Source organism: Streptomyces sp. NPDC050546, assembly GCF_044457425.1.
Taxonomy (GTDB): Bacteria; Actinomycetota; Actinomycetes; order Streptomycetales; family Streptomycetaceae; genus Streptomyces.
The window spans coordinates 409,025-429,655 of sequence record NZ_JBITGX010000003.1; the positions used below are offsets into that span (position 1 = coordinate 409,025).

Genomic DNA, 20,631 nt, shown 5'->3' on the forward strand with positions numbered 1-20,631 from the left:
CTCCAGCGCTCAGTTAAAAGCACAGCCGAACCTGCCGCTCGCGTTAGGACAGCAAGGACAGCGATGCCCCCCAACACCACCGCCTCCACGGGTCAGCAGCCCGGCAAGTCCGGCAGGAGAAAGGGGCGCAAAGCCCGACTGGTCCTGCTCGTCCTGGTGCTGGCCCTCATCGGGGGTGTGGCCTTCGGGGGGTACTGGTCCGTCAGCACCGTCCGGGCCTCCTTCCCCCAGACGACGGGCACCCTCACGCTCAAGGGCCTCTCCGGGCCGGTCGAGGTCAAACGGGACAACTACGGCATCCCACAGATCTATGCCTCGTCCGACGCGGACCTGTTCATGGCGCAGGGCTACGTCCAGGCGCAGGACCGGTTCTACGAGATGGACGTACGCCGCCACATGGCCTCCGGGCGGCTCTCGGAGATGTTCGGCAAGAGCCAGGTCGACAACGACGAGTTCCTGCGCACGCTCGGCTGGGACCGGGTCGCGAAGAAGGAGTACGACACCAAGCTGTCGGCCTCCACGAAGAAGTACCTCCAGGCGTACTCCGAGGGGGTCAACTCCTACCTCCAGGGCAAGGACGGCAAGGACATCTCCCTGGAGTACGCGGCGCTCGGCTTCACCAACGACTACAAGCCGCAGAACTGGACCCCGGTCGACTCGGTCTCCTGGCTGAAGGCGATGGCCTGGGACCTGCGCGGCAACATGCAGGACGAGATCGACCGCGCCCTGCTGACCAGCCGCCTCGGCCCGAAGCAGATCTCCGACCTGTACCCGGAGTATCCGTCCGGCCGTAACAAGGCGATCGTCCAGGAGGGCCAGTACAACGAGCTGACGGGCACGTTCGAACAGGGCGGCACCAGCGGCACGTCCGGCACGAGCGGCGGATCGACGGGCACGGGCGGCTCCACCGGAACCGGAACCGGCACCGGCGCCTCCACCGGCACCGGCGGCAGCGCCTCGGGCAGTTCCGCGGACTCGGGCACGCAGGGCCTCCAGGGCCAGCTCACCGGCCTCACCAAGGTCCTGGACGACCTCCCGCCGGCCGTCGGCGTGAACGGCGACGGCATCGGCTCCAACTCCTGGGTCGTCTCCGGGGAGCACACCATCACCGGCAAGCCGCTGCTGGCCAACGACCCGCACCTGGGTCCCTCGCTGCCGTCCGTCTGGTACCAGATGGGCCTGCACTGCCGCAGTGTCTCCAGCTCGTGCCAGTACGACGTCTCCGGCTACACCTTCGCCGGAATGCCGGGCGTGATAATCGGTCACAACCAGGACATCGCCTGGGGCATGACCAACTCCGGCGTCGACGTCACGGACCTCTACCTGGAGAAGATCAACGGCAACGGCTACCAGTACGACGGCAAGATCAAGCCGTTCGAGACGCGCGAGGAGACCATCAAGGTCGCCGGCGGCGAGCCCAAGAAGATCGTCGTCCGCGAGACCGACAACGGGCCCCTGCTGTCGGACCGTGACGAAGAGCTGGTGAAGGTCGGCAAGAAGGCCGGCGTCGACGCCGCCGCACCCGACAGAGGCGACGGCTACGGCGTCGCGCTGCGCTGGACGGCGCTGCAGCCGGGCACCACCATGGACGCCGTCTTCGCCATGGACAAGGCGAAGGACTGGAACGGCTTCCGCAAGGCCGCCGCGCAGTTCGAGGTGCCCTCGCAGAACCTGATCTACGCGGACACCCAGGACAACATCGGCTACACCCTCCCGGGCAAGATCCCCACGCGTCCCGAGGGCGACGACGGCTCGATCCCCGCGCCCGGCTGGGACTCCAAGTACCGCTGGACGGGTTACGTCGACCAGGACGCGCTGCCGTACGAGTACAACCCCAAGCGCGGCTACATCGTCACCGCCAACCAGGCCGTGATCGACCCGGACAAGTACCCCTACACGCTCACCGAGGACTGGGGGTACGGCACGCGCAGCCAGCGCATAAGCGACCTGATCCAGTCGAAGATCAAGGACGGCGGCAAGGTCTCCACGGACGACATGCGCCAGATGCAGCTGGACAACAGCAGCGAGATCGCCCGGCTGCTGGTGCCCACGCTGCTGAAGATCGACCCCGAGAACAAGGATGTCCGCGAGGCGCAGAAGCTCCTCGAGGGCTGGGACTACACCCAGGACGCCGACTCGGCCGCCGCGGCCTACTTCAACGCGGTCTGGCGCAACATCCTCAAGCTCGCCTTCGGTAACAAGCTGCCCAAGGAACTGCGGCCCAGGGGCCAGTGCCTGTACGTCGACCCGGTCAACACCACCGGGCCCGCCGACGAGGCCGAGAAGGTCCGCGAGTGCGGCCAGCGCGACCCCGACCAGGCGCAGCCCGACGGCGGTGACCGCTGGTTCGAGGTGGTCCGCAAGCTGATGGAGCAGCCCGACAGCGACTGGTGGAAGACGCCCGAGGCGGGCACCCGCCCCCAGGCCGTCAATCGCGACCAGCTGTTCAGGCGGGCCATGATCGACGCCCGCTGGGAGCTGACCGCCAAGCTCGGCAAGGACATCGACAGCTGGAGCTGGGGCCGGCTGCACCGCCTGTTCCTGGACAACCAGACCCTCGGCACCGAGGGCCCCGGCTTCCTCCAGTACGCCCTCAACCGCGGCCCGTGGGAGCTCGGCGGCGGCGAGGCGACGGTCAACGCGACCGGCTGGAACGCCGCCGGCGGCTACAACGTCGTCTGGGTGCCGTCCATGCGGATGGTCGTGAACCTCGGCGACCTCGACAAGTCGAAGTGGATCAACCTCAGCGGCGCGTCCGGGCACGCCTACAGCGCCCACTACGTCGACCAGACGGACAAGTGGGCCGAGGGCGAACTGCTGCCGTGGTCCTACTCGGACAAGGCGGTCGAGGGCAGCACGACCGACAAGCTGGTGCTCAAGCCGTGAGCAGCTGACGCCCGCACGACGAAACGGCCCTCCACGCGCGCGTGGAGGGCCGTTTCGTCGTCAGCCGGTCCGCTCCCCGAACCGCCGCACCCCCGAGGGGGTCACCACCGCGTGCACGGGCCGGTCGTGCGGCTCCGCCGGCACCCGCTCGATCACCTCGGAGTCGTACAGCAGCACCACCAGGGAAGGCCGGGCGTCCGCCCGCTCCAGCCGCGCCAGGACACGGTCGTACGAGCCGCCGCCGCGCCCGAGCCGCATCCCGCGCGTGTCGACCGCGAGCCCCGGCAGCAGGACGGCGTCGGAGGCGGTCACGGCGTCCGGCCCGAGGCGCTCGCCGGAGGGCTCGAAGAGCTCCATCCGGCCGCCGCCGTGCCGGACACGCGCGAGCGAGCCCTTGCCTTCGTAGACGCCCCAGTCCAGGTCGTTGTCGGCCAGCAGGGCCGGAAGAAGGACGCGCACGCCCCGGGCGCGCAGCGTGTCGAGGAGCGCGAGCGTCCCTGGTTCACTCCCCACGGAGACGTACGCGGCGACCGTGCCGGCCCGTGCCAACTCCGGCAGCTCCAGCGCCCGCCCGGCCAGTGCGGCCGCGGTTTCCCGCAGGTCATCTGCCGTCAACCTGTTCCTCACCGAGAGGAGCTCTCGCCGCAAACTCCGCTTGTCAGGCTCGCCCGGACGCCCGATGTGACTCAATGGTTGCTCCCGTATCGTGCTAATACGCTCATATGAGCGCCCATGAACCGGAGCCGCAGATTCCGCCCAAAGACACCGGATATGGTGGCGGACATGACTCAGGCACACCCTCGGATCAGCAAGGCTGTCATTCCCGCAGCAGGCCTCGGCACCCGGTTCCTGCCGGCCACCAAAGCCACTCCCAAGGAGATGCTGCCGGTCGTCGACAAGCCGGCGATCCAGTACGTGGTCGAGGAGGCCGTCGGCGCGGGTCTCGACGACGTCCTCATGGTGACGGGCCGCAACAAGCGCCCCCTCGAGGACCACTTCGACCGCAACTACGAACTGGAGTCCGCGCTTCAGAAGAAGGGCGACGCCGGCCGCCTCGCCAAGGTCCAGGAGTCCAGCGACCTCGCGACCATGCACTACGTCCGCCAGGGCGACCCCAAGGGCCTCGGCCACGCCGTCCTGTGCGCCGCCCCGCACGTGGGCGAGGAGCCCTTCGCCGTCCTCCTCGGTGACGACCTCATCGACCCCCGCGACCCCCTGCTTCAGCGCATGGTCGAGGTCCAGGAGCAGCGCGGCGGCAGCGTCATCGCGCTCATGGAGGTCGCCCCCGAGCAGATCCACCTCTACGGCTGCGCCGCCGTGGAGACCACCGAGGACAGCGACGTCGTCAAGGTCGGCGGCCTCGTCGAGAAGCCCGACCCGTCCGACGCCCCGTCGAACTACGCGGTCATCGGCCGCTACGTCCTCGACCCGCACATCTTCGACATACTGCGCCGGACCGAGCCGGGCCGCGGCGGCGAGATCCAGCTCACGGACGCCCTCCAGCAGCTCGCGGCCGACGAGAAGATCGGCGGCCCGGTGCACGGCGTCGTCTTCAAGGGCCGCCGCTATGACACCGGCGACCGCGGTGACTACCTGCGTGCCATTGTCCGACTCGCATGCGAACGTGAAGACCTGGGCCCGGACTTCCGGACCTGGCTTCGCAGTTACGTAGCCGAGGAGATGTAACACGTTGAGCAGCGCCGCGTCCCGCACACCGGTCCAGGACCACTCGGGCCCCGACCACCTCTGGTCGGTGGACGAGCACCTGGAGGACATCCTCACCACCGTCCGCCCCCTGGAACCCATCGAGCTGCAACTGCTCGACGCCCAGGGCTGCGTGCTGGTCGAGGACATCACGGTGCCCGTGTCCCTGCCGCCGTTCGACAACAGCTCCATGGACGGCTACGCGGTACGGGTCGCGGACGTGGCGGGCGCGAGCGAGAAGTTCCCGGCGGCCCTGGAGGTCGTCGGGGACGTGGCGGCCGGCCAGTCCGACCTGCTCCACGTGGGCCCCGGCCAGGCGGCCCGCATCATGACCGGCGCCCCGCTGCCGCCCGGCGCCGAGACCGTCGTGCCCGTCGAGTGGACCGACGGGGGGCTCGGTGAGGGCCCGGTGCGCGGGATGCGCGCCCGCAGCCTCGGCCCCGAGGGCGCCTCCGGATCGGTGCAGGTGTACCGCCCCGCCGAGGCACGCGCGCATGTGCGCGCGCAGGGCAGCGACGTGAAGGCCGGCGACCGCGCCCTGCGGGCCGGCACCGTCCTCGGCCCGCCCCAGATCGGCCTGCTCGCCGCGATCGGCCGCGGCACCGTGCGCGTCCGCCCGCGCCCGCGCGTGGTGGTGCTCTCCACCGGCAGCGAACTCGTCCAGCCCGACGAGAGACTGCGCACCGGTCAGATCTACGACTCCAACAGCTTCGCCCTCACCGCCGCCGCCCGCGACGCCGGCGCCATCGCCTACCGCGTGGGCGCCGTCGCCGACGACGCCGAGACCCTGCGCTCCACCATCGAGGACCAACTCGTCCGCGCCGACCTCATGGTCACCACGGGCGGTGTCAGCGTCGGGGCGTACGACGTCGTGAAGGAAGCCCTGTCCCATGTGGGCGACGAGGACGAGGCGGGCAGCGGCATCGAGTTCCGCAAGCTCGCCATGCAGCCCGGCAAGCCCCAGGGCTTCGGCTCCATCGGCCCCGACCACACCCCGCTGCTGGCCCTGCCCGGCAACCCGGTGTCGTCGTACGTCTCCTTCGAACTGTTCGTCCGACCTGCGATCCGCACCCTCATGGGCCTCGACGACGTCCACCGGCCGACGACCCGGGCCACCCTGGCCGTCGACAAGGCGCTGACCTCGCCGAAGGGCCGCCGCCAGTTCCTGCGGGCCACCTGCGCCGACGGCCGGGCGACTCCGGTCGGCGGCGCCGGATCCCATCTGGTCGCGGCCCTCGCCCACGCGGACGCGCTGATCGTCGTCCCCGAGGACACCGAGTCCGTCGAGCCCGGCGCCGAGGTCGAGGTGGTCCTGCTCGGCTGAGAAGCGCTGGTTGGGGGTACCGTGTCGCGCACAGCAGGCCCGGACCGGGAGCGCCACACAGCATGAGCACGCAGGATCCCCCTACGCGGGACACTCCTCCGCAGGACCGACTGACGCACATCGACGACGCCGGCGCAGCCCGCATGGTCGACGTGTCGGAGAAGGACGTGACCGCGCGGACCGCACGCGCCAGCGGACGTGTCCTCGTCTCGCCCCGCGTGATCGAACTGCTGCGCGGCGAGGGCGTCCCCAAGGGCGACGCCCTCGCGACCGCGCGGATCGCCGGGATCATGGGCGCCAAACGCACCCCCGACCTGATCCCGCTCTGTCACCCCCTGTCGGTGTCCGGTGTGAAACTGGACCTGTCGGTCGCGGACGACGCCGTGGAGATCCTGGCCACCGTGAAGACCACGGACCGTACGGGGGTCGAGATGGAGGCCCTCACGGCGGTCTCCGTCGCCGCGCTCACCGTGATCGACATGGTCAAGGCGGTCGACAAGGGAGCGGTCATCACGGACGTACGGGTGGAAGAGAAGACGGGCGGTAAGTCGGGCGACTGGAGCCGGGCATGACGTATCGCGCTCTCGTCGTCACCGCCTCCAACCGGGCCGCCGCCGGGATCTACGAGGACAAGGGCGGCCCGATGGTCTCCGCCGGTCTGAAGGGCTTCGGCTTCGACGTCGACGGCCCGCAGGTCGTCCCGGACGGAGACCCCGTGGAGGCGGCCCTGCGCGCCGGTGTCGAAACCGGCTACGACGTCATCGTCACCACCGGCGGCACGGGCATCTCGCCCACCGACCGCACCCCCGAGGCGACCCGCCGGGTGATCGACCACGAGGTGCCGGGCATCGCCGAGGCCATCCGGGCGTACGGCCGGGAGAAGGTGCCGACCGCGGCGCTCTCCCGGGGCCTGGCCGGAGTGGCCGGCGGAACACTGATCGTCAATCTGCCCGGCTCCAGCGGTGGTGTGAAGGACGGACTCGCCGTTCTGGAGCCGCTGCTGGTGCACGCCGTCGAGCAGCTCCGCGGCGGCGACCACCCCAGATCCGGCACGGGGGGTGCGAGCTGAACAGCGCATCCTGGCCCGTCGAGCTGGTGGACGGCGACATCGTCCTCCGGCCGATAAAGCTGCGCGACCAGCGGGCGTGGCGCGAGGTCAACCGGCGCAACCGCGACTGGCTGCGCCCCTGGGAGGCGACCATTCCGCCGCCCGCGCCCGGCGGGCCGCTCGCGCACCGCCCGACCTTCCGCCAGATGGTGCGGCACCTGAGGGCGGAGGCGAACGCGGGCCGGATGCTGCCCTTCGTCATCGAGTACCAGGGGCGGCTGGTGGGGCAGTTGACCGTCGCCGGGATCACCTGGGGCTCGATGTGCTCGGGGCACGTCGGCTACTGGGTGGACGAGTCGGTGGCCGGGCGCGGGGTGATGCCCACGGCGGTGGCGCTCGTCGTGGACCACTGTTTCCGCACCGTCGGGCTGCATCGCATCGAGGTCTGCATTCGCCCCGAGAACGGGCCCAGCCGCCGGGTCGTGGAGAAACTCGGATTCCGTGAGGAGGGGCTCAGGCCCCGTTATCTCCACATCGACGGGGGCTGGCGCGACCACCTCGTGTTCGCCCTCACGACGGAAGAGGTGCCGGACGGGTTGCTGAGGCGCTGGCACCGGGCACGATCGCAGAGTAATCCGGGAATCCGGCATCGCCCCGGAAATTGAATATGTGTTCGAAAATGATCGGCCAGTGACCGTCTCAGGGCAATGAATTCCCGGCCTGGGCGGTCTGCTGATCGCATCGGTCACAAAAAAAGTTCGAAATATCAGCCAGATCGTGCGACACACCGGCTCAATTGGCAGATGGCCTCACGCAAACCCCTCTACGGTGTGAGACGTGAGCAGCAGCGGCCTCATCTACGCAGTCATTGTCGGGGCCTGGGCCGCCTACTTGGTGCCGATGTGGCTCCGTAGGCAGGACGAGCTGAACGAGGCCCGTCCGACGGAACGCTTCAGCACCGCCATCCGGCTGCTTTCCGGCCGGGCGGGGATGGAGCGCCGGTACGCCAAGGACCTGCGGGCGCGCTCCACCGAGGAGGGGGAGCAGGGCGCCGACGACCTGGACGCCGTCACCGACTCGGTGGACGTCCGGGCCTTCGCCGTGTCCAAAACGCGTCCCCAGACCCAGGCACCCGTACCGTCGCCCGCCTCGGAGCAGCAGGCCCGGTCGGAGCAGTCGGCCCGTCCGGCGCCCGCGCCGAACGCGGCGTCCGCGGCCCGTGGAGAGGGCCGTGGGGAGGGTCGTGCGGAGGGCCGCGTGCCCGCCGCGCGGCGCCGCCCGTCGCCCCAGGCTCAGGCGGCCGCGGCACGGGCCCGGCGCTCGAAGGTGCTCGCGCGCCGTCGGCGCACCACCACCATGCTGTTCCTCGCCTTCACTCTCGGCGCGATCGTCGCCGCGGTCGGAGGCCTCGCGTTCCTGTGGGCGCCCGGCGTGCCCGCGGTCATGCTCAGCGTGTACATCGCGTATCTGCGCACCCAGGAGCGCCGCCGCTTCACGTACCAGATGGACCGCCGCCGGGCCGAGCTCGCGGCACAGCGGCTGCGGGAGCGGCAGCGCCAGCCCGGCCGGCGTGCCGGCGCCGATGTGGAGGCCGACGAACCGGAGGACGGACCCGAGCCGGTGACCGACCCGGGCCTGTCCGCCCTCGCGGCCGACCGGCGCGCACTCGTCGAGCAGACCGACCACGCCGAGTGGGTCGACCAGCAGCGCGAGCGGCAGCGGCGCCCCGGGCAGGGCGACAGCTGGGACCCGGTGCCCGTGCCCCTGCCGACCTATGTGACCGCACCGGTCGCCCCCCGGGCCACCAGCGACGTCGACCTCGGGGCCCCCGACACCTGGAGCTCGGCACGCTCCAGCGCCGTCGCTCCGGACCGTCAGGACGAGGCCGACGCCGCGGGCCCCGGCGAGCCGGAGCCCCACGCCGAGGAGCGGGCGGACGGTGACGGGCGCACCGACGCCCGCCGCGCGGCCTCCGCACGGCGGGCCCGGGAGCGTGGCCGTACCCCGCTGTTCGACCAGTACGAGGACGGCGACCGGCCCCGGGCCGCCAACGAGTAGCCCCCGAACCCGCAGGTGACCGCCCCTGGGGAACGGATTTCCAAGCAGGCCGATCGGGGTGCTAAAGTTTCACTCGTTGCAAGGGCCTGTGGCGCAGTCCGGTAGCGCACCTCGTTCGCATCGAGGGGGCCAGGGGTTCAAATCCCCTCAGGTCCACGCAGCTCAGAGCCCCGGTCGGGAATCCCGACCGGGGCTCTGACGTATGTTCAGCAGCCCACGCCTCAGAGGCTCTTCGCGAAGCAGCGGCTCGACTCGTAGTGCCGGTAGTAGCCGAACTTCCCGCACGGCTCGTAACCGCTGGACGTGTACAGGGCTATGGCCTCCGGCTGCTTCGTGCCGGTCTCCAGCACCATGCGGGTCCGGCCCGCCGCGCGGGCGTCCTCCTCCAGCGCGGCCAGGATGCGACGGGCCAGGCCCCGGCCGCGCAGCTGCTCGACCACGTACATCCGCTTCAGCTCGGCGTCGCCGTCCAGGTTGCCCTCGTCGTTCGCGTCCTGACTGCGCCAGCCGCCCGAGGCGACGGGGGAGTCGTACGCGTCGTAGGCGATCAGGTAGATGCCGTTCGGCGGGACGAAGTCCGACGCGGCCATGACCGTGGCGTCACCGTCGTCGCCGTAGCGGACCGCGTACTCGGCCTGGACCTGGTCGTTGAGCTTCGTGGCGTCGGGGTGGTCGAAGGGGACCCGGCGTATATGCATGCTGAGTACCGTATGTCAGCTCATCCGGGGTCGGTCGGGGGCCTGGACGGTTCGGCCGGTTTCGGGCGTGACACCGCGCACCGGGCGTGTGGAGCATCGCGGTATCGCAGCGTGCGGTGGAGAAACGGGGGATGGCATGCGGGTAAGTCGTACTGTGTCATGTCTGGCCGCGGTCGGACTGTGTCTCGGGGTGGCCGCGACCGGAGCGTCGGCGTCATCGGCGTCATCGGGGCCGTCGGCGGGGGAGCGGGTCGCCGCGCCGCCCGACGCTCAGGCCCGGTGGTGGCGTTCGGGCTTCTACGAGATCGAACGACGGTGTGACGAGGATCGCAAGGCCAAGGTGCACAAGGGCGTCCCCACCGATCCGACGCGCGGCTGCTATCGGAACACGAACGGGTACTACTTCTCCTGGTACGGCAGCTTCTGGGACTGATCAACGTGGGTAAGTCCGCGTCTGACGTGCCGCAGGGCGGCGCATGCCCTTAGGGCGGGTCCGTTCATTCGGTCGGGTGGTCAGCGGTCTACCCGGTCCGGCGTCCACACGGAGATGCGCCGATTGAGGGCACCGGTGCGCAAGGGACGGCTTCCGGGGTGCACCGCCTGCTCGGCCCGTTCGATGATCCGCTTGGCGACCGACTGCTGGCTGATCCCCCTCGTCGGCCGCAGCCCGGAACCGGCCGGTCTCGGCGACGGTCACGAACCTCGGCAACCCTCCAGCGTCCACGCTCCCCGCCTACTTCCACAACCATTGGTTGTGTCTGGCGTGGTGCAGGGTTGTTTGATCGAGCGTTCCGCGCGGTGGTGGGATGAGCGCATGTCTACCCGCACAGAGCAGGTCATGTATGTCCGGACACCTGAGTTCGCGCGTCATGCGGAGCGGATCGTGGAGGTCACCGATGCGACGTCTCGACTGAACGTGCTTCCGTTCAGCGACAGCGAAGGTCGCGCCGAACTACTTTCTGTTGTGTTCGGTGGCCGGCTGCCGGAGTCGGTGATGATCTACCCGCCGTTCTATACCGAGTACGGGCTGAACACGACGTTCGGGAAGAACGTCTTCGTCAACCAGGGATGCACCTTCATGGACAAGGGAGGCATCCAGATCGGGAACGGCGTCATGATCGCCCCGAAGGTCAGCCTCATCACCGGAGGCCATCCACTGCCACTGGCCGAGCGCCGCGAGTTCCTCTCCTTCGCCCCGATCATCATCGAGGACGACGTCTGGATCGGGACGGCTGCCGTGATCACGCAGGGGGTGACCATCGGTGCCGGTGCGGTGGTCGCTGCCGGTGCGGTGGTCACTCGTGATGTTCCTGCCGGCACCGTGGTCGCGGGAGTGCCCGCCCGGGTGATCAAGACGATCGACTGAGCCCGGCCGGGCTGCCGGCCCGCGTGCGCAGCACCACTGCGGTCTGATCCTGATGCCTCGTCGCGCCCGGCCGGCTGACCGGCAGTGGGACCGCATCCGACCTCTGCCACCTACCGGACGGACTGCTGGGCGCCGGCAGGGGAAGGCGCTGCAGTCCAGTAACGTTCCTGAGTCTTCCTGTGCTCTGGAGAGTGTTTTGCTCACTGTGACCTCTGTGAATGTGAACGGGCTGCGGGCTGCCGCGAAGAAGGGCTTCGTGGAGTGGCTGGCGGCGACTGACGCCGATGTGCTGTGCCTCCAGGAGGTGCGTGCCGAGCCGGGGCAGCTGCCCGAGCACGTCCGCGCGCCCGAGGGGTGGCATGTGACACACGCGCCGGCCGCGGCCAAGGGGCGGGCCGGGGTGTCCCTGTACAGCCGCCGCGAGCCCGACCGGGTGCAGGTCGGGTTCGGGTCGGAGGAGTTCGACGGCAGCGGCCGGTACGTGGAGGCCGACTTCCCGGGCGTCACGGTCGCCTCCCTTTATCTGCCCTCGGGTGAGGTCGGCACCGAGCGGCAGGACGAGAAGATGCGCTTCATGGGCGAGTTCCTCGCCTATCTGAAGGGCCTCAGGGAGCGATCCGCCGCCGAGGGCCGCGAGGTCCTGGTCTGCGGCGACTGGAACATCGCCCACCAGGAGGCCGACCTCAAGAACTGGCGCGGGAACCGGAAGAACTCCGGGTTCCTGCCGGAGGAGCGGGAGTGGCTCACCCAGGTTTTCCAGGACGGTGACGGGGGGTACGTCGACGTCGTGCGGGCCCTGCATCCCGACACCGAGGGGCCGTACTCGTGGTGGTCGTATCGGGGGCGGGCCTTCGACAACGACACGGGGTGGAGGATCGACTACCACGTCGCCACGCCCGGGCTCGCCGGGCGGGCCGTCAAGGGGTTCGTGGAGCGGGCCGCCACACATGCGGAGCGGTGGTCCGATCACGCGCCCGTGACCGTGGTGTACGACAGGCCCTAGGACGGCTTGCGCATTCTGCGGTCCAGCGCCAGTGACAGTTCCGCCTCCACCACGCTCCGTGCCAGCGGGCGCAGGCGGGGGAGGTCGGTTGGGGAGGCGTGGCGGAGGACCAGGGTGGTGAAGAGTTCGGCCAGGGCGTCGGCGTGGGTGCGGACCTGTTTGGCGGCGTCGAGGACGTCGGCGAGGGGGATGCCCTCGTGGACCAGGGCCGAGGAGACGTCCAGGAGGCGGCGGCTGATGTGGACGATCTCGTCGCCGTCGGTGCCGAGGTAGCCGAGTTCCATCGCGGCGGCGAGGTTCTCCGGTGTGGTCTCGCCGGCGAAGTGGTCGGCGAGTTCCTCGGGGGTGAGGTGGACCGGCTCTTCCTCGGTGGGGGCGCCTCCGACGCCCAGCAGGTCGCCGACGTCCCGGCCGTTGTCGAAGGCCTCCGCGAGTTCCGCGATGCCGCTGAGGGTGTGGCCGCGTTCCAGCAGGGCCGTGATGGTGCGCAGCCGGGCCAGGTGGTGGTCGTCGTACCAGGCGATACGGCCTTCCCTGCGGGGCGGCGGGATCAGTTTGCGTTCGCGGTAGAAACGCAGGGTGCGCACCGTGATCCCGGCGAGGCGGGCCAGCTCTTCCATGCGGTATTCACGCTTCTCGGCCACCTGGGCACCTTAAGGCGTACCAGGGGTAACTTCCTCGTTCCGCCCCCTACCCATCAGTACGCCGCTGCCCTACGCTCCCATTGCGCCAGTGTTCACTGGCATGGTTCTCGTGGTGTGTGGAGGTGTCGGCATGGGCGAACGCGAACACGAACGCGAGCATGTACGGGTCGCGGTGGTCGGGTCCGGGTTCGGCGGGCTGGGGGCCGCCGTGCGGCTGCGCCGCGAGGGCGTCACCGACTTCGTCGTCCTGGAGCGGGCGAGCAGCGTCGGCGGCACCTGGCGGGACAACAGCTACCCGGGGTGCCGGTGCGACGTGCCCTCGCATCTGTACTCGTTCTCCTTCGCGCCCAACCCCGAATGGCCGCGCACCTTCTCCGGGCAGGAACACATCCGCGCCTATCTGGAGCACGTCACGGACGTGTTCCGGCTGCGGCCGCACCTCCGCTTCGACTCGGAGGTGAAGCGGATGAGCTGGAACGCCGAGCGACTGTGCTGGGACATCGAGACCGCCAGTGGGAACCTGTCGGCGGACCTGGTCGTGTCGGCGACCGGGCCGCTGTCCGATCCGAAGGTGCCGGAGATACCGGGGCTGGAGTCCTTCCCCGGCAAGGTCTTCCACTCGGCCCGCTGGGACCACGACTACGACCTGCGCGGCAAGCGCGTCGCGATGGTGGGGACCGGGGCCTCGGCCGCCCAGATCGTGCCGGCCATTCAGCCCGACGTCTCGCGTCTGACCCTGTTCCAGCGGACGGCGCCGTGGGTCATGCCCCGTGTCGACCGGAACATCAGCGACGGCGAGCGGTGGCTGCACCGGCAGTTGCCCTTCACCTCGCAGATTCGGCGCGGACTGCTGTGGGGCATCCGGGAGTTGCAGGTGCAGGCGTTCACCAAGCACCCGAAGCAGCTCGGCCTCGTCGAGGAGATGGCCCGGCGCAACATGGCCCGCTCCATCAAGGATCCGGCCCTGCGGGCGAAGCTCACCCCGGACTACCGCATCGGCTGCAAGCGGATCCTGCTGTCCAGCGACTACTACCCGGCGCTCGCGCAGCCCAATGTGGACGTGGTCGCGAGCGGGCTGGCCGAGGTCCGCGGATCGACCCTGGTCGCCGCCGACGGCAGTGAGGCCGAGGCCGACGCGATCGTCTTCGGCACCGGGTTCCACGTCACCGACATGCCCATCGCGGACCGGGTCGTGGGCGCCGACGGGCGGACCCTCGCGGAGACCTGGAAGGGCGGCATGGAGGCCCTGCGCGGCGCCTCCGCCGCCGGGTTCCCCAACTGGATGACGATCATCGGGCCCAACACAGGGCTCGGGAACTCCTCGATGATCCTCATGATCGAGTCCCAGCTGAACTACCTGGCCGACTACGTCCGCCAGCTCGACGTCCTCGGCGGGCGGGTCGCCCTCGACGCCCGGCCGGATGCCGTACGCGCCTGGAACCACCAGGTGCAGGAGCGTATGAAGCGCACGGTGTGGAACACCGGCGGTTGCACCAGCTGGTACCTCGACGCGAGCGGCCGCAACACCACCATCTGGCCCGGCACGACGGGCGAGTTCCGGCGGGCGACGCGACGGGTCGACCTCGCCGAGTACGACGTCCTGCGCGTTCCCGCGCGGAAGGAAGCCGAGAAGGCCGGGGTGGACGCGTGAGCCGTCTCCTGCACGTCGACTCCGGCCCCTACGCCCCGCCCGCCCCCGCGCGCGAACTGACCGCCGTCTCCGCCGACGGGGCCCGGCTGCACGTCGAGATCCACGGCCCCGAGGGCGCCCCCGCAGTCGTCCTCGCCCACGGCTGGACCTGCTCCACCGCCTTCTGGGCGGCGCAGATCCGCGAACTGGCCGCCGACCACCGGGTCATCGCCTACGACCAGCGCGGCCACGGGCGCAGCCCCGCGAGCCCCGCGTGCAGTGCCGAGGCGCTCGCCGACGACCTGGAGGCCGTACTCGAAGCCGCCCTGGCGCCCGGGGAACAGGCCGTGATCGCCGGGCACTCCATGGGCGGCATGACCGTGATGGCGGCCTCCGAGCGGGCCGGCTTCCGGGCGCACGCGGCCGCCGTCCTGCTGTGCAGCACCGGCAGTTCGCAGCTGGTCGCCGCCTCCACCGTCGTACCGATCCGGGCCGGACGGCCGCGCACCTGGCTGACGCGGCGGATCCTCGGCTCCCGGGCGCCGCTCGGCCCGGTCACACCGCTGGCCCGCCGGATCCTCAAGTACGGGACGATGGGAGCCGGTTCGGCCCCGCACATGGTCGAGGCGTGCGCCCGCATCGTGCACGCCTGCCCCCGCAAGGTCCGCCACACCTGGTCGCAGGTCCTGGACCTGCTCGACCTCGACCACGGCGTGCGTGAGCTGCGGGTGCCCACGGCCGTCGTCGTCGGTACGGCGGACCGGCTGACGCCGCCGGTGCAGGCCCGGGGCCTGGCCGCCGCGCTGCCGCAGTGCACCGGGCTCACCGAGCTGCCCGGCATCGGCCATATGACGCCCATCGAGGCGCCGGGGCTGGTCGGCCGACGCATACGGGAACTCGTCCACGCACACATCCGGCCCGTCCGGGTCGTATCCGAGGAGAGCGCATGAGCAGGGTGAGCCTCGAGGGGAAGGTCGCCGTGGTGACCGGGGCGGCGCGCGGCGTCGGGGAGTTGCTGGCCCGCAAGCTCTCCGCGCGCGGGGTGAAGGTGGCGCTGGTCGGTCTGGAGCCGGACGCGCTCAAGCAGGTCTCCGGGCGGCTGCACAGCGAGAGCGACCACTGGCACGCCGACGTCACCGACCACGAGGCGATGGCCCGGGTCGCGAGCGAGGTGAAGGAGCGCTTCGGGCGGGTCGACATCGTCGTCGCCAACGCCGGTGTCGCCACCGGCGGTCCCTTCGCCGACTCCGACCCGGAGTCCTGGCGGCGGGTGATCGAGGTCAACCTGATCGGCTCGGCGGTGACCGGCCGCGCCTTCCTGCCGATGCTGCTGCGGAGCCGGGGGTATCTGCTCCAGATCGCGTCCCTCGCCGCGATCACGCCGGCGCCGATGATGACCGCGTACTGCGCGTCCAAGTCCGGTGTGGAGGCGTACGCGCACAGCCTGCGCGCCGAGGTGGGGCACCGGGGCGTGAAGGTCGGCGTCGGGTATCTGTCGTGGACCGACACCGACATGGTGCGCGGGGCCGACCAGGACGACGTCATGCGGGAGTTGAGGCAGCGGCTGCCCTGGCCGTCCAACAAGACCTATCCGCTGGGCCCGGCCGTGGACCGGCTGGTGGCCGGGATCGAGAACCGGTCGAGCCATGTGTACGGGCAGTGGTGGCTGCGTGGCATGCAGGGTGTGCGCGGCTATCTGCCCGGGGTCATCGGGACGGTGGGGCAGCGCGAGATGCGGCGGTTCGCGGACCGGCTGACGGGCATGCGCACGGGCCTCGTCGGGGCGGGCGGAGCGGCCGACGAACAGCAGCGGACTACGCTCCGTAAGTGATCGACATGCGCAGGGTCACGGCCCGTGTGAATCTGATCGAGCCAGATCCCCTCACCCCCAACGGGAGTGAACCCACATGGGTATGAAGGACCAGTTCCAGGAGAAGTCCGAGCAGTGGCAGAACCAGGCCCGTCAGAAGGCCGACCAGGCCCGCGACCAGATGCAGGGCCGTGGCCGCCGGCGGGACGAGGACATGGACTCGCCGCAGCACCCGCAGCACCCGCAGCGTGACCGTGAGCGGGAGCGCGAGCAGGAGGACCGCTTCGACCAGGACTTCGACGCCTGACGACGCGTGCTGAACGGAAGGGGTGCCTCGCGCGGGGCACCCCTTCCTCACGTCCCCGCCTGCTCAGGCCCGGGGCGGCAGCTTCGGCCGGGAGCGGTCCGGTACGTCGCTGTACGTCGGCGGCACCGCCGGAGGATCGCTCTCCAGCAGCCCGAGCGCCAGCTCCACCGCGTCGGTCAGCTGGGCGTGCCGGCCCTCCGCCCAGTCCAGCGGGGTGCGCAGGACGTCGATGTCGGGGGCGACGCCCCTGTTCTCCACCGACCAGCCGTAGGCGTCGAACCAGGCCGCGTTCATCGGCACCGTGATCACCGTGCCGTCCCCCAGCTCGTGGCGGCCGGTCATGCCGACGACACCGCCCCAGGTGCGCTGCCCCACCACCGGTCCCAGCTTCAGCAGTTTGAAAGCGGCCGTGATCATGTCGCCGTCGGAGGAGGTCGCCTCGTCCGCCAGGGCCACCACCGGGCCCCTCGGCGCGTTCGAGGTGTACGACACGGGCTGGGCGTCGCGGGTCAGGTCCCAGCCCAGGATCGTGCGGCTCAGCGTCTCGATGACCAGCTCGCTGATGTGGCCGCCGGCGTTGCCGCGTACGTCCACGATCAGCGCCGGGCGGGACACCTCCATGCGCAGGTCGCGGTTGAACTGCGCCCAGCCCGAACCCCCCATGTCCGGGATGTGCAGATAGCCGCAGCGCCCGCCGCTCAACTCCCGTACCACCGTCCGGCGTTTGGCCACCCAGTCCTGGTAGCGCAACGGCCGTTCGTCGACGAGCGGCACGACGGCGACCCGCCGGGGCGGGCCCGCGCTCCGGGCCAGACCAGAAGGGCCCGAAGGGCCTTCCTCAGAAGGGTGGCGGCGGGCGACGGGTTGGGCGAAGGTCAGCTCCACCGTCGTACCGCCCGCGCCCGCCAGCAGCGGATACGGGCCCGCGTCCGGATCGACCGGGCGGCCGTCGACGTGGGTGAGGACCGCGCCCTCCCGGATGCCCGTGCCGGCCAGTGGGGAGCGGGCCTTGGAGTCGGAGGAGTCGCCGGCCAGGATCCGCAGCACCGTCCAGCCGCCGTCCCGGCGTACGAGGTTGGCGCCCAGCAGGCCCTGCCTGCGCTGGTAGTGCGGCGGGCCCTCGTTGCGCCGGGCGGCGGTGACATACGCGTGGGAGGTGCCCAGCTCGCCCAGCACCTCGCGCAGCAGGTCCGCGAACTCGTCCGGTGAGGCGACCCGTTCGACCAGCGGACGGTACTGGTCCAGCACCCCGGCCCAGTCGATGCCGCACATGCCCGGCTCCCAGAAGTACGCCCGGATCAGCCGCCCGGCCTCCTCGTACGCCTGCCGCCACTCCGCCGCCGGGTCGACCACGTGCAGGATGCGGCGCGCGTCGATCCACACCGTCGAGTCGGCGTCGCCCGACTCGACGGCCGGTACCGCGCGCAGCTCGCCCTCGTCGACCACGACAAGACGGCTGCCGTCGCCGCTGACCGCGAACCAGTCGAGATGGTCGACGAGTTCGGACCTCTTGGCCTTGGTGATGCCGAAGTGCTCCAGGGTCGGCCGGCCACTGGTGTCGTCCGGGTTGGCGAACGTCTCGCCCAGCGCGCCCGAGATCGGCCAGCGCAGCCACACCAGCCCGCCGCCCGCGACCGGGTGCAGCGCCGAGTACTTGGAGGCGGCCACCGGGAAGGGCGTGACCCGGCTCTCCAGACCCTCGGCCTCGACGATCACCGCCCCGCCGTCCCCGTTCTCGTCGTCCTCCACCGGGTCGAGACCTCCGGCGGCCGGGCGGCCCTCCGGATTCACCGCGAACGGGGAGGGCGTAGCGGAGGACAGCGGCACGAGGTAGGGGCGGCAGCCCAGCGGGAAGGACAGGTCGCCGGTGTGCACGTCGTAGACGGGGTCGAAGCCGCGCCAGGACAGGAAGGCGAGGTAGCGGCCGTCACTCGTGAACACCGGGTTCTCGTCCTCGAAACGGCCGTTGGTGACGTCGATGACGACACCCCCCTCGATCCTGGCCAGCTTGATCTGCCGCAGGGTCCGCCCGATGCCCGGATGCGACCAGGTCAGCCACGCCCCGTCCGGGGAGAACGCCAGGTCCCGCACGGGCCCGTTGATCGACCGGATCAGCTCGGTGACCCCGCCGTCCGAGTCCTCGGTGACGTCGATCAGCAGCAGCCGCCCGTCGTGCGAGGCGACGGCGAGCCGCTCGCCCTCGGGGTCCGAGAGCAGCTCGCGCACCCGGCCCAGGGCGCCCGAGGCCAGCCGGTACGGCTCGCGGGCGCCGGACGCCCGGGGCAGCGAGGCGATCTCGACGGCGTCCTCGCCCTCCGCGTCCGTCACATACGCCACCCGCCCGCTCGCGCCGAGCATCTCCGGCATCCGCACCCGGACGCCCGGGGTGTCGGTGAGGGTGCGGGCGGGCCCGTCGCGGTGGGTGAGCCAGTACAGACTGCCGCGTACGACGACGGCACTGGCCCGGCCGGTCTCGTCGACCGAGATCCCGTCGAGGTGCTGGGCCGCCGCCACCTGGTACGGGCGTCGCCCCGCGCGCGGCCCGCCCATCCGTACGTCGAGCCGCCGCGGCTCGGAGTCCGGCGACAGGTCGTCGACCAGCCACAGATCGCCCGCGCACTGGTACGCCACCCGGGTGCCGTCACTGGAGGCGTGCCGGGCGTAGAAGGCCTCGTGGTCGGTGTGCCGGCGCAGGTCGGAGCCGTCGTAGGCGCACGAGTAGAGGTTGCCGACGCCCTCGTGGTCGGAGAGGAAGGCGATCCGGCCGCCGACGAACATGGGGGAGTGCAGATGGCCGCCGAGGCCTTCGAGCAGCCGTTCGCCGTGCAGCCACAGCCGGCCCATGGCCCCGCCCCGGTAGCGCTTCCAGGAGGCGGGTTCGTGCGGCGGGGTGCCGGTGAGCAGCAGGCTCTTGCGTTCGCCGTCCAGGTCCGCGACCTGGATGTCGGAGACCGGCCCCCAGGGCAGTTTGCGGCCCGGGGTGCCGTCGAGGGGGACCTTGTAGCCCCAGGTGAAGAAGGAGAAGGGCTCGCCGTGCGAGGCCACGGCCAGGATCTCGCCCTCCGGGGTCCAGCCGCAGACCCGGGTGTCGGCGCTGCCCCAGTGGGTCAGCCGGCGGCCCGGGCCGCCGTCCACCGGGACGAGATGGACCTCGGGCACCAGGGTGCGCCAGCTCGTGTACGCGAGGTGGCGGCCGTCGGGCGAGAAGCGGGGGTGGCCCACCTTGGTGCGGTCGACGGTGAGCCGCCAGGCGCGGCCGGGGGCGTCGAGCGGGGCGAGCCAGAGGTCGTCCTCGGCCACGAAGCACAGCAGGTCGTCATGGAGGTGCGGCAGACGCAGATAGCTCACCTCCCCATGCTTTGCCCGGGGGCGGACCGCAGCAAGTTATGACAAACAGGCCACCGTGACGCAGCACACGTACGAAACGGTTTCGTTTCCATGGAGGCTGCGCTACATTCGTCGGGTACGAAGTCGCGTACGAAACCGTGTCGTTCGGAGCACGGTGCGGAGCAGGAAGGTGAGAGAGATGACTGAGGTCGCCACCCCGCGTCGCAGTCGGATCACCCCCGAGCGTGAGGCCGAGCTGTACTCGGCCGTGCTCGACCTGCTCCGGGAAGTCGGCTACGACGCCCTCACCATGGACGCCGTGGCGGCGCGCACGCGCTCCAGCAAGGCCACGCTCTACCGCCAGTGGGGCGGCAAGCCGGAGCTGGTGGCGAAGGCGGTCCGGCACAACAAGCCGGGTGACATCGCCGACGTCGACACCGGCTCCCTGCGCGGCGACCTCCATGCCCTCACCGCGCGTGAGGACGACTGCGCCATGCAGCAGAACGCCGCGCTGATGCGGGGCCTGTTCATGGCGGTGCACGCCAACCCGGACCTCCTCCAGGCCTTCAAGGAACTGCTCATCGAGCCGGAGATGGAGGAGTTCCAGCGGGTGGTGCGCAGAGCGGTCGACCGCGGCGAGGTCCGCGCCGACTGCCCGGCACTGGACTACGTCGTGCACATGCTGGTGGGCGCCTTCGCCACCCGCACCCTGATCGACGACCAGCCGCCGACGCAGGCCTTCCTCAGCTCGTACATCGACGCCGTGGTCCTCCCCGCCCTCGGTATCCCCGCCACCTGAACCAGCTGAACCACCAGCTGAACCATC

19 protein-coding genes and 1 tRNA gene are annotated in these 20,631 nt (G+C 70.8%); 16 read left to right on the forward strand and 4 right to left on the reverse strand.

Annotated elements, in window-relative coordinates; genetic code table 11:
- The first annotated feature begins 63 nt into the window (after positions 1 to 63).
- Complete coding sequence (locus ACIBK5_RS09935) at positions 64 to 2,886, forward strand: penicillin acylase family protein (protein ID WP_399017997.1); 2,823 nt, start codon at positions 64 to 66, stop codon at positions 2,884 to 2,886.
- 60 nt (positions 2,887 to 2,946) lie between these two features.
- On the opposite strand, the gene ACIBK5_RS09940 is transcribed toward ACIBK5_RS09935, so the two are convergent.
- Positions 2,947 to 3,576: a 5-formyltetrahydrofolate cyclo-ligase gene (locus ACIBK5_RS09940; protein ID WP_399017998.1), complete on the reverse strand. Its 630-nt coding sequence runs from the start codon at positions 3,574 to 3,576 to the stop codon at positions 2,947 to 2,949.
- A 93-nt stretch (positions 3,577 to 3,669) separates the two neighbouring features.
- Between ACIBK5_RS09940 and galU the strand changes: the two genes are divergently transcribed.
- The 7 genes from galU to ACIBK5_RS09975 all read left to right on the forward strand — a co-directional run bounded on the left by galU (position 3,670) and on the right by ACIBK5_RS09975 (position 9,176).
- A complete protein-coding gene (gene galU, locus ACIBK5_RS09945; protein ID WP_215120866.1) occupies positions 3,670 to 4,572 on the forward strand; it encodes a UTP--glucose-1-phosphate uridylyltransferase GalU in 903 nt (300 codons plus the stop codon).
- Between the two features lie 4 nt (positions 4,573 to 4,576).
- Positions 4,577 to 5,914, forward strand: a complete 1,338-nt coding sequence (gene glp / locus ACIBK5_RS09950; protein WP_399018000.1) for a gephyrin-like molybdotransferase Glp — start codon at positions 4,577 to 4,579, stop codon at positions 5,912 to 5,914.
- A gap of 62 nt (positions 5,915 to 5,976) precedes the next feature.
- Positions 5,977 to 6,486, forward strand: coding sequence for a cyclic pyranopterin monophosphate synthase MoaC (gene moaC, locus ACIBK5_RS09955; protein ID WP_399018002.1), 510 nt, complete (start codon positions 5,977 to 5,979; stop codon positions 6,484 to 6,486).
- Complete coding sequence (locus ACIBK5_RS09960; protein WP_399018004.1) at positions 6,483 to 6,983, forward strand: molybdenum cofactor biosynthesis protein B; 501 nt, start codon at positions 6,483 to 6,485, stop codon at positions 6,981 to 6,983. The genes moaC and ACIBK5_RS09960 overlap by 4 nt, the downstream gene beginning before the upstream one ends.
- Positions 6,984 to 7,006: 23 nt before the next feature.
- Complete coding sequence (locus ACIBK5_RS09965) at positions 7,007 to 7,627, forward strand: GNAT family N-acetyltransferase (RefSeq protein WP_399018327.1); 621 nt, start codon at positions 7,007 to 7,009, stop codon at positions 7,625 to 7,627.
- Between the two features lie 172 nt (positions 7,628 to 7,799).
- Positions 7,800 to 9,020 carry a gephyrin-like molybdotransferase receptor GlpR gene (gene glpR, locus ACIBK5_RS09970; protein WP_399018005.1) on the forward strand — a complete coding sequence of 407 codons (1,221 nt, stop codon included), beginning with the start codon at positions 7,800 to 7,802 and terminating at the stop codon, positions 9,018 to 9,020.
- A gap of 82 nt (positions 9,021 to 9,102) precedes the next feature.
- Positions 9,103 to 9,176, forward strand: a tRNA-Ala gene (locus tag ACIBK5_RS09975).
- Positions 9,177 to 9,241: 65 nt separating this feature from the next.
- On the opposite strand, the gene ACIBK5_RS09980 is transcribed toward ACIBK5_RS09975, so the two are convergent.
- Positions 9,242 to 9,718 (reverse strand): GNAT family N-acetyltransferase, encoded by a 477-nt coding sequence (locus ACIBK5_RS09980; RefSeq protein WP_399018007.1) that lies wholly within the window; start codon positions 9,716 to 9,718, stop codon positions 9,242 to 9,244.
- A 190-nt stretch (positions 9,719 to 9,908) separates the two neighbouring features.
- On the opposite strand from ACIBK5_RS09980, the gene ACIBK5_RS09985 reads away from it, so the two are divergent.
- From ACIBK5_RS09985 to ACIBK5_RS09995, 3 genes are all read left to right on the forward strand, one after another.
- The gene (locus ACIBK5_RS09985) at positions 9,909 to 10,151 is read left to right on the forward strand and encodes a hypothetical protein (RefSeq protein ID WP_399018009.1); all 243 of its coding nucleotides are present in this window, start codon (positions 9,909 to 9,911) and stop codon (positions 10,149 to 10,151) included.
- Between the two features lie 405 nt (positions 10,152 to 10,556).
- Positions 10,557 to 11,084, forward strand: a complete 528-nt coding sequence (locus ACIBK5_RS09990; RefSeq protein ID WP_399018329.1) for a DapH/DapD/GlmU-related protein — start codon at positions 10,557 to 10,559, stop codon at positions 11,082 to 11,084.
- A 196-nt stretch (positions 11,085 to 11,280) separates the two neighbouring features.
- Positions 11,281 to 12,087 carry an exodeoxyribonuclease III gene (locus tag ACIBK5_RS09995; protein WP_399018011.1) on the forward strand — a complete coding sequence of 269 codons (807 nt, stop codon included), beginning with the start codon at positions 11,281 to 11,283 and terminating at the stop codon, positions 12,085 to 12,087.
- Here ACIBK5_RS09995 and ACIBK5_RS10000 read toward each other — a convergent pair.
- The gene (locus tag ACIBK5_RS10000; protein ID WP_399018013.1) at positions 12,084 to 12,731 is read right to left on the reverse strand and encodes a MerR family transcriptional regulator; all 648 of its coding nucleotides are present in this window, start codon (positions 12,729 to 12,731) and stop codon (positions 12,084 to 12,086) included. The genes ACIBK5_RS09995 and ACIBK5_RS10000 overlap by 4 nt on opposite strands.
- 130 nt (positions 12,732 to 12,861) lie before the next feature.
- Here ACIBK5_RS10000 and ACIBK5_RS10005 point away from each other — a divergent pair, with 130 nt between their 5' ends.
- From ACIBK5_RS10005 to ACIBK5_RS10020, 4 genes are all read left to right on the forward strand, one after another.
- Complete coding sequence (locus tag ACIBK5_RS10005) at positions 12,862 to 14,382, forward strand: flavin-containing monooxygenase (RefSeq protein WP_399018015.1); 1,521 nt, start codon at positions 12,862 to 12,864, stop codon at positions 14,380 to 14,382.
- On the forward strand, positions 14,379 to 15,311 hold the full coding sequence (locus ACIBK5_RS10010) for an alpha/beta fold hydrolase (RefSeq protein WP_399018016.1): 933 nt from the start codon (positions 14,379 to 14,381) through the stop codon (positions 15,309 to 15,311). Before ACIBK5_RS10005 ends, ACIBK5_RS10010 begins: the two co-directional genes overlap by 4 nt.
- Positions 15,308 to 16,192, forward strand: a complete 885-nt coding sequence (locus ACIBK5_RS10015; RefSeq protein WP_399018018.1) for an SDR family oxidoreductase — start codon at positions 15,308 to 15,310, stop codon at positions 16,190 to 16,192. Before ACIBK5_RS10010 ends, ACIBK5_RS10015 begins: the two co-directional genes overlap by 4 nt.
- A 76-nt stretch (positions 16,193 to 16,268) precedes the next feature.
- Entirely contained in the window at positions 16,269 to 16,478 is a 210-nt protein-coding gene (locus tag ACIBK5_RS10020) for a hypothetical protein (RefSeq protein ID WP_399018019.1), read from the forward strand.
- 63 nt (positions 16,479 to 16,541) lie between these two features.
- Here the strand turns inward: ACIBK5_RS10020 and ACIBK5_RS10025 are convergent, their stop codons facing one another.
- A complete protein-coding gene (locus ACIBK5_RS10025) occupies positions 16,542 to 19,826 on the reverse strand; it encodes a S41 family peptidase (protein ID WP_399018021.1) in 3,285 nt (1,094 codons plus the stop codon).
- 178 nt (positions 19,827 to 20,004) lie between these two features.
- Between ACIBK5_RS10025 and ACIBK5_RS10030 the strand changes: the two genes are divergently transcribed.
- Positions 20,005 to 20,604, forward strand: coding sequence for a TetR/AcrR family transcriptional regulator (locus ACIBK5_RS10030; RefSeq protein ID WP_399018023.1), 600 nt, complete (start codon positions 20,005 to 20,007; stop codon positions 20,602 to 20,604).
- Positions 20,605 to 20,631: the final 27 nt, after the last annotated feature.

Excerpts from the sequence above, each read along its gene's own strand:
- ACIBK5_RS09980 (WP_399018007.1), bottom strand. The coding sequence starts at position 9,718 with ATGCATATACGCCGGGTCCCCTTCGACCACCCCGACGCCACGAAGCTC.
- ACIBK5_RS10020 (WP_399018019.1), top strand. The coding sequence starts at position 16,269 with ATGGGTATGAAGGACCAGTTCCAGGAGAAGTCCGAGCAGTGGCAGAAC.
- ACIBK5_RS10005 (WP_399018015.1), top strand. The coding sequence starts at position 12,862 with ATGGGCGAACGCGAACACGAACGCGAGCATGTACGGGTCGCGGTGGTC.
- ACIBK5_RS09990 (WP_399018329.1), top strand. The coding sequence starts at position 10,557 with ATGTATGTCCGGACACCTGAGTTCGCGCGTCATGCGGAGCGGATCGTG.
- moaC (WP_399018002.1), top strand. The coding sequence starts at position 5,977 with ATGAGCACGCAGGATCCCCCTACGCGGGACACTCCTCCGCAGGACCGA.
- ACIBK5_RS10015 (WP_399018018.1), top strand. The coding sequence starts at position 15,308 with ATGAGCAGGGTGAGCCTCGAGGGGAAGGTCGCCGTGGTGACCGGGGCG.
- ACIBK5_RS09935 (WP_399017997.1), top strand. The coding sequence starts at position 64 with ATGCCCCCCAACACCACCGCCTCCACGGGTCAGCAGCCCGGCAAGTCC.
- galU (WP_215120866.1), top strand. The coding sequence starts at position 3,670 with ATGACTCAGGCACACCCTCGGATCAGCAAGGCTGTCATTCCCGCAGCA.
- ACIBK5_RS10030 (WP_399018023.1), top strand. The coding sequence starts at position 20,005 with ATGACTGAGGTCGCCACCCCGCGTCGCAGTCGGATCACCCCCGAGCGT.
- ACIBK5_RS09960 (WP_399018004.1), top strand. The coding sequence starts at position 6,483 with ATGACGTATCGCGCTCTCGTCGTCACCGCCTCCAACCGGGCCGCCGCC.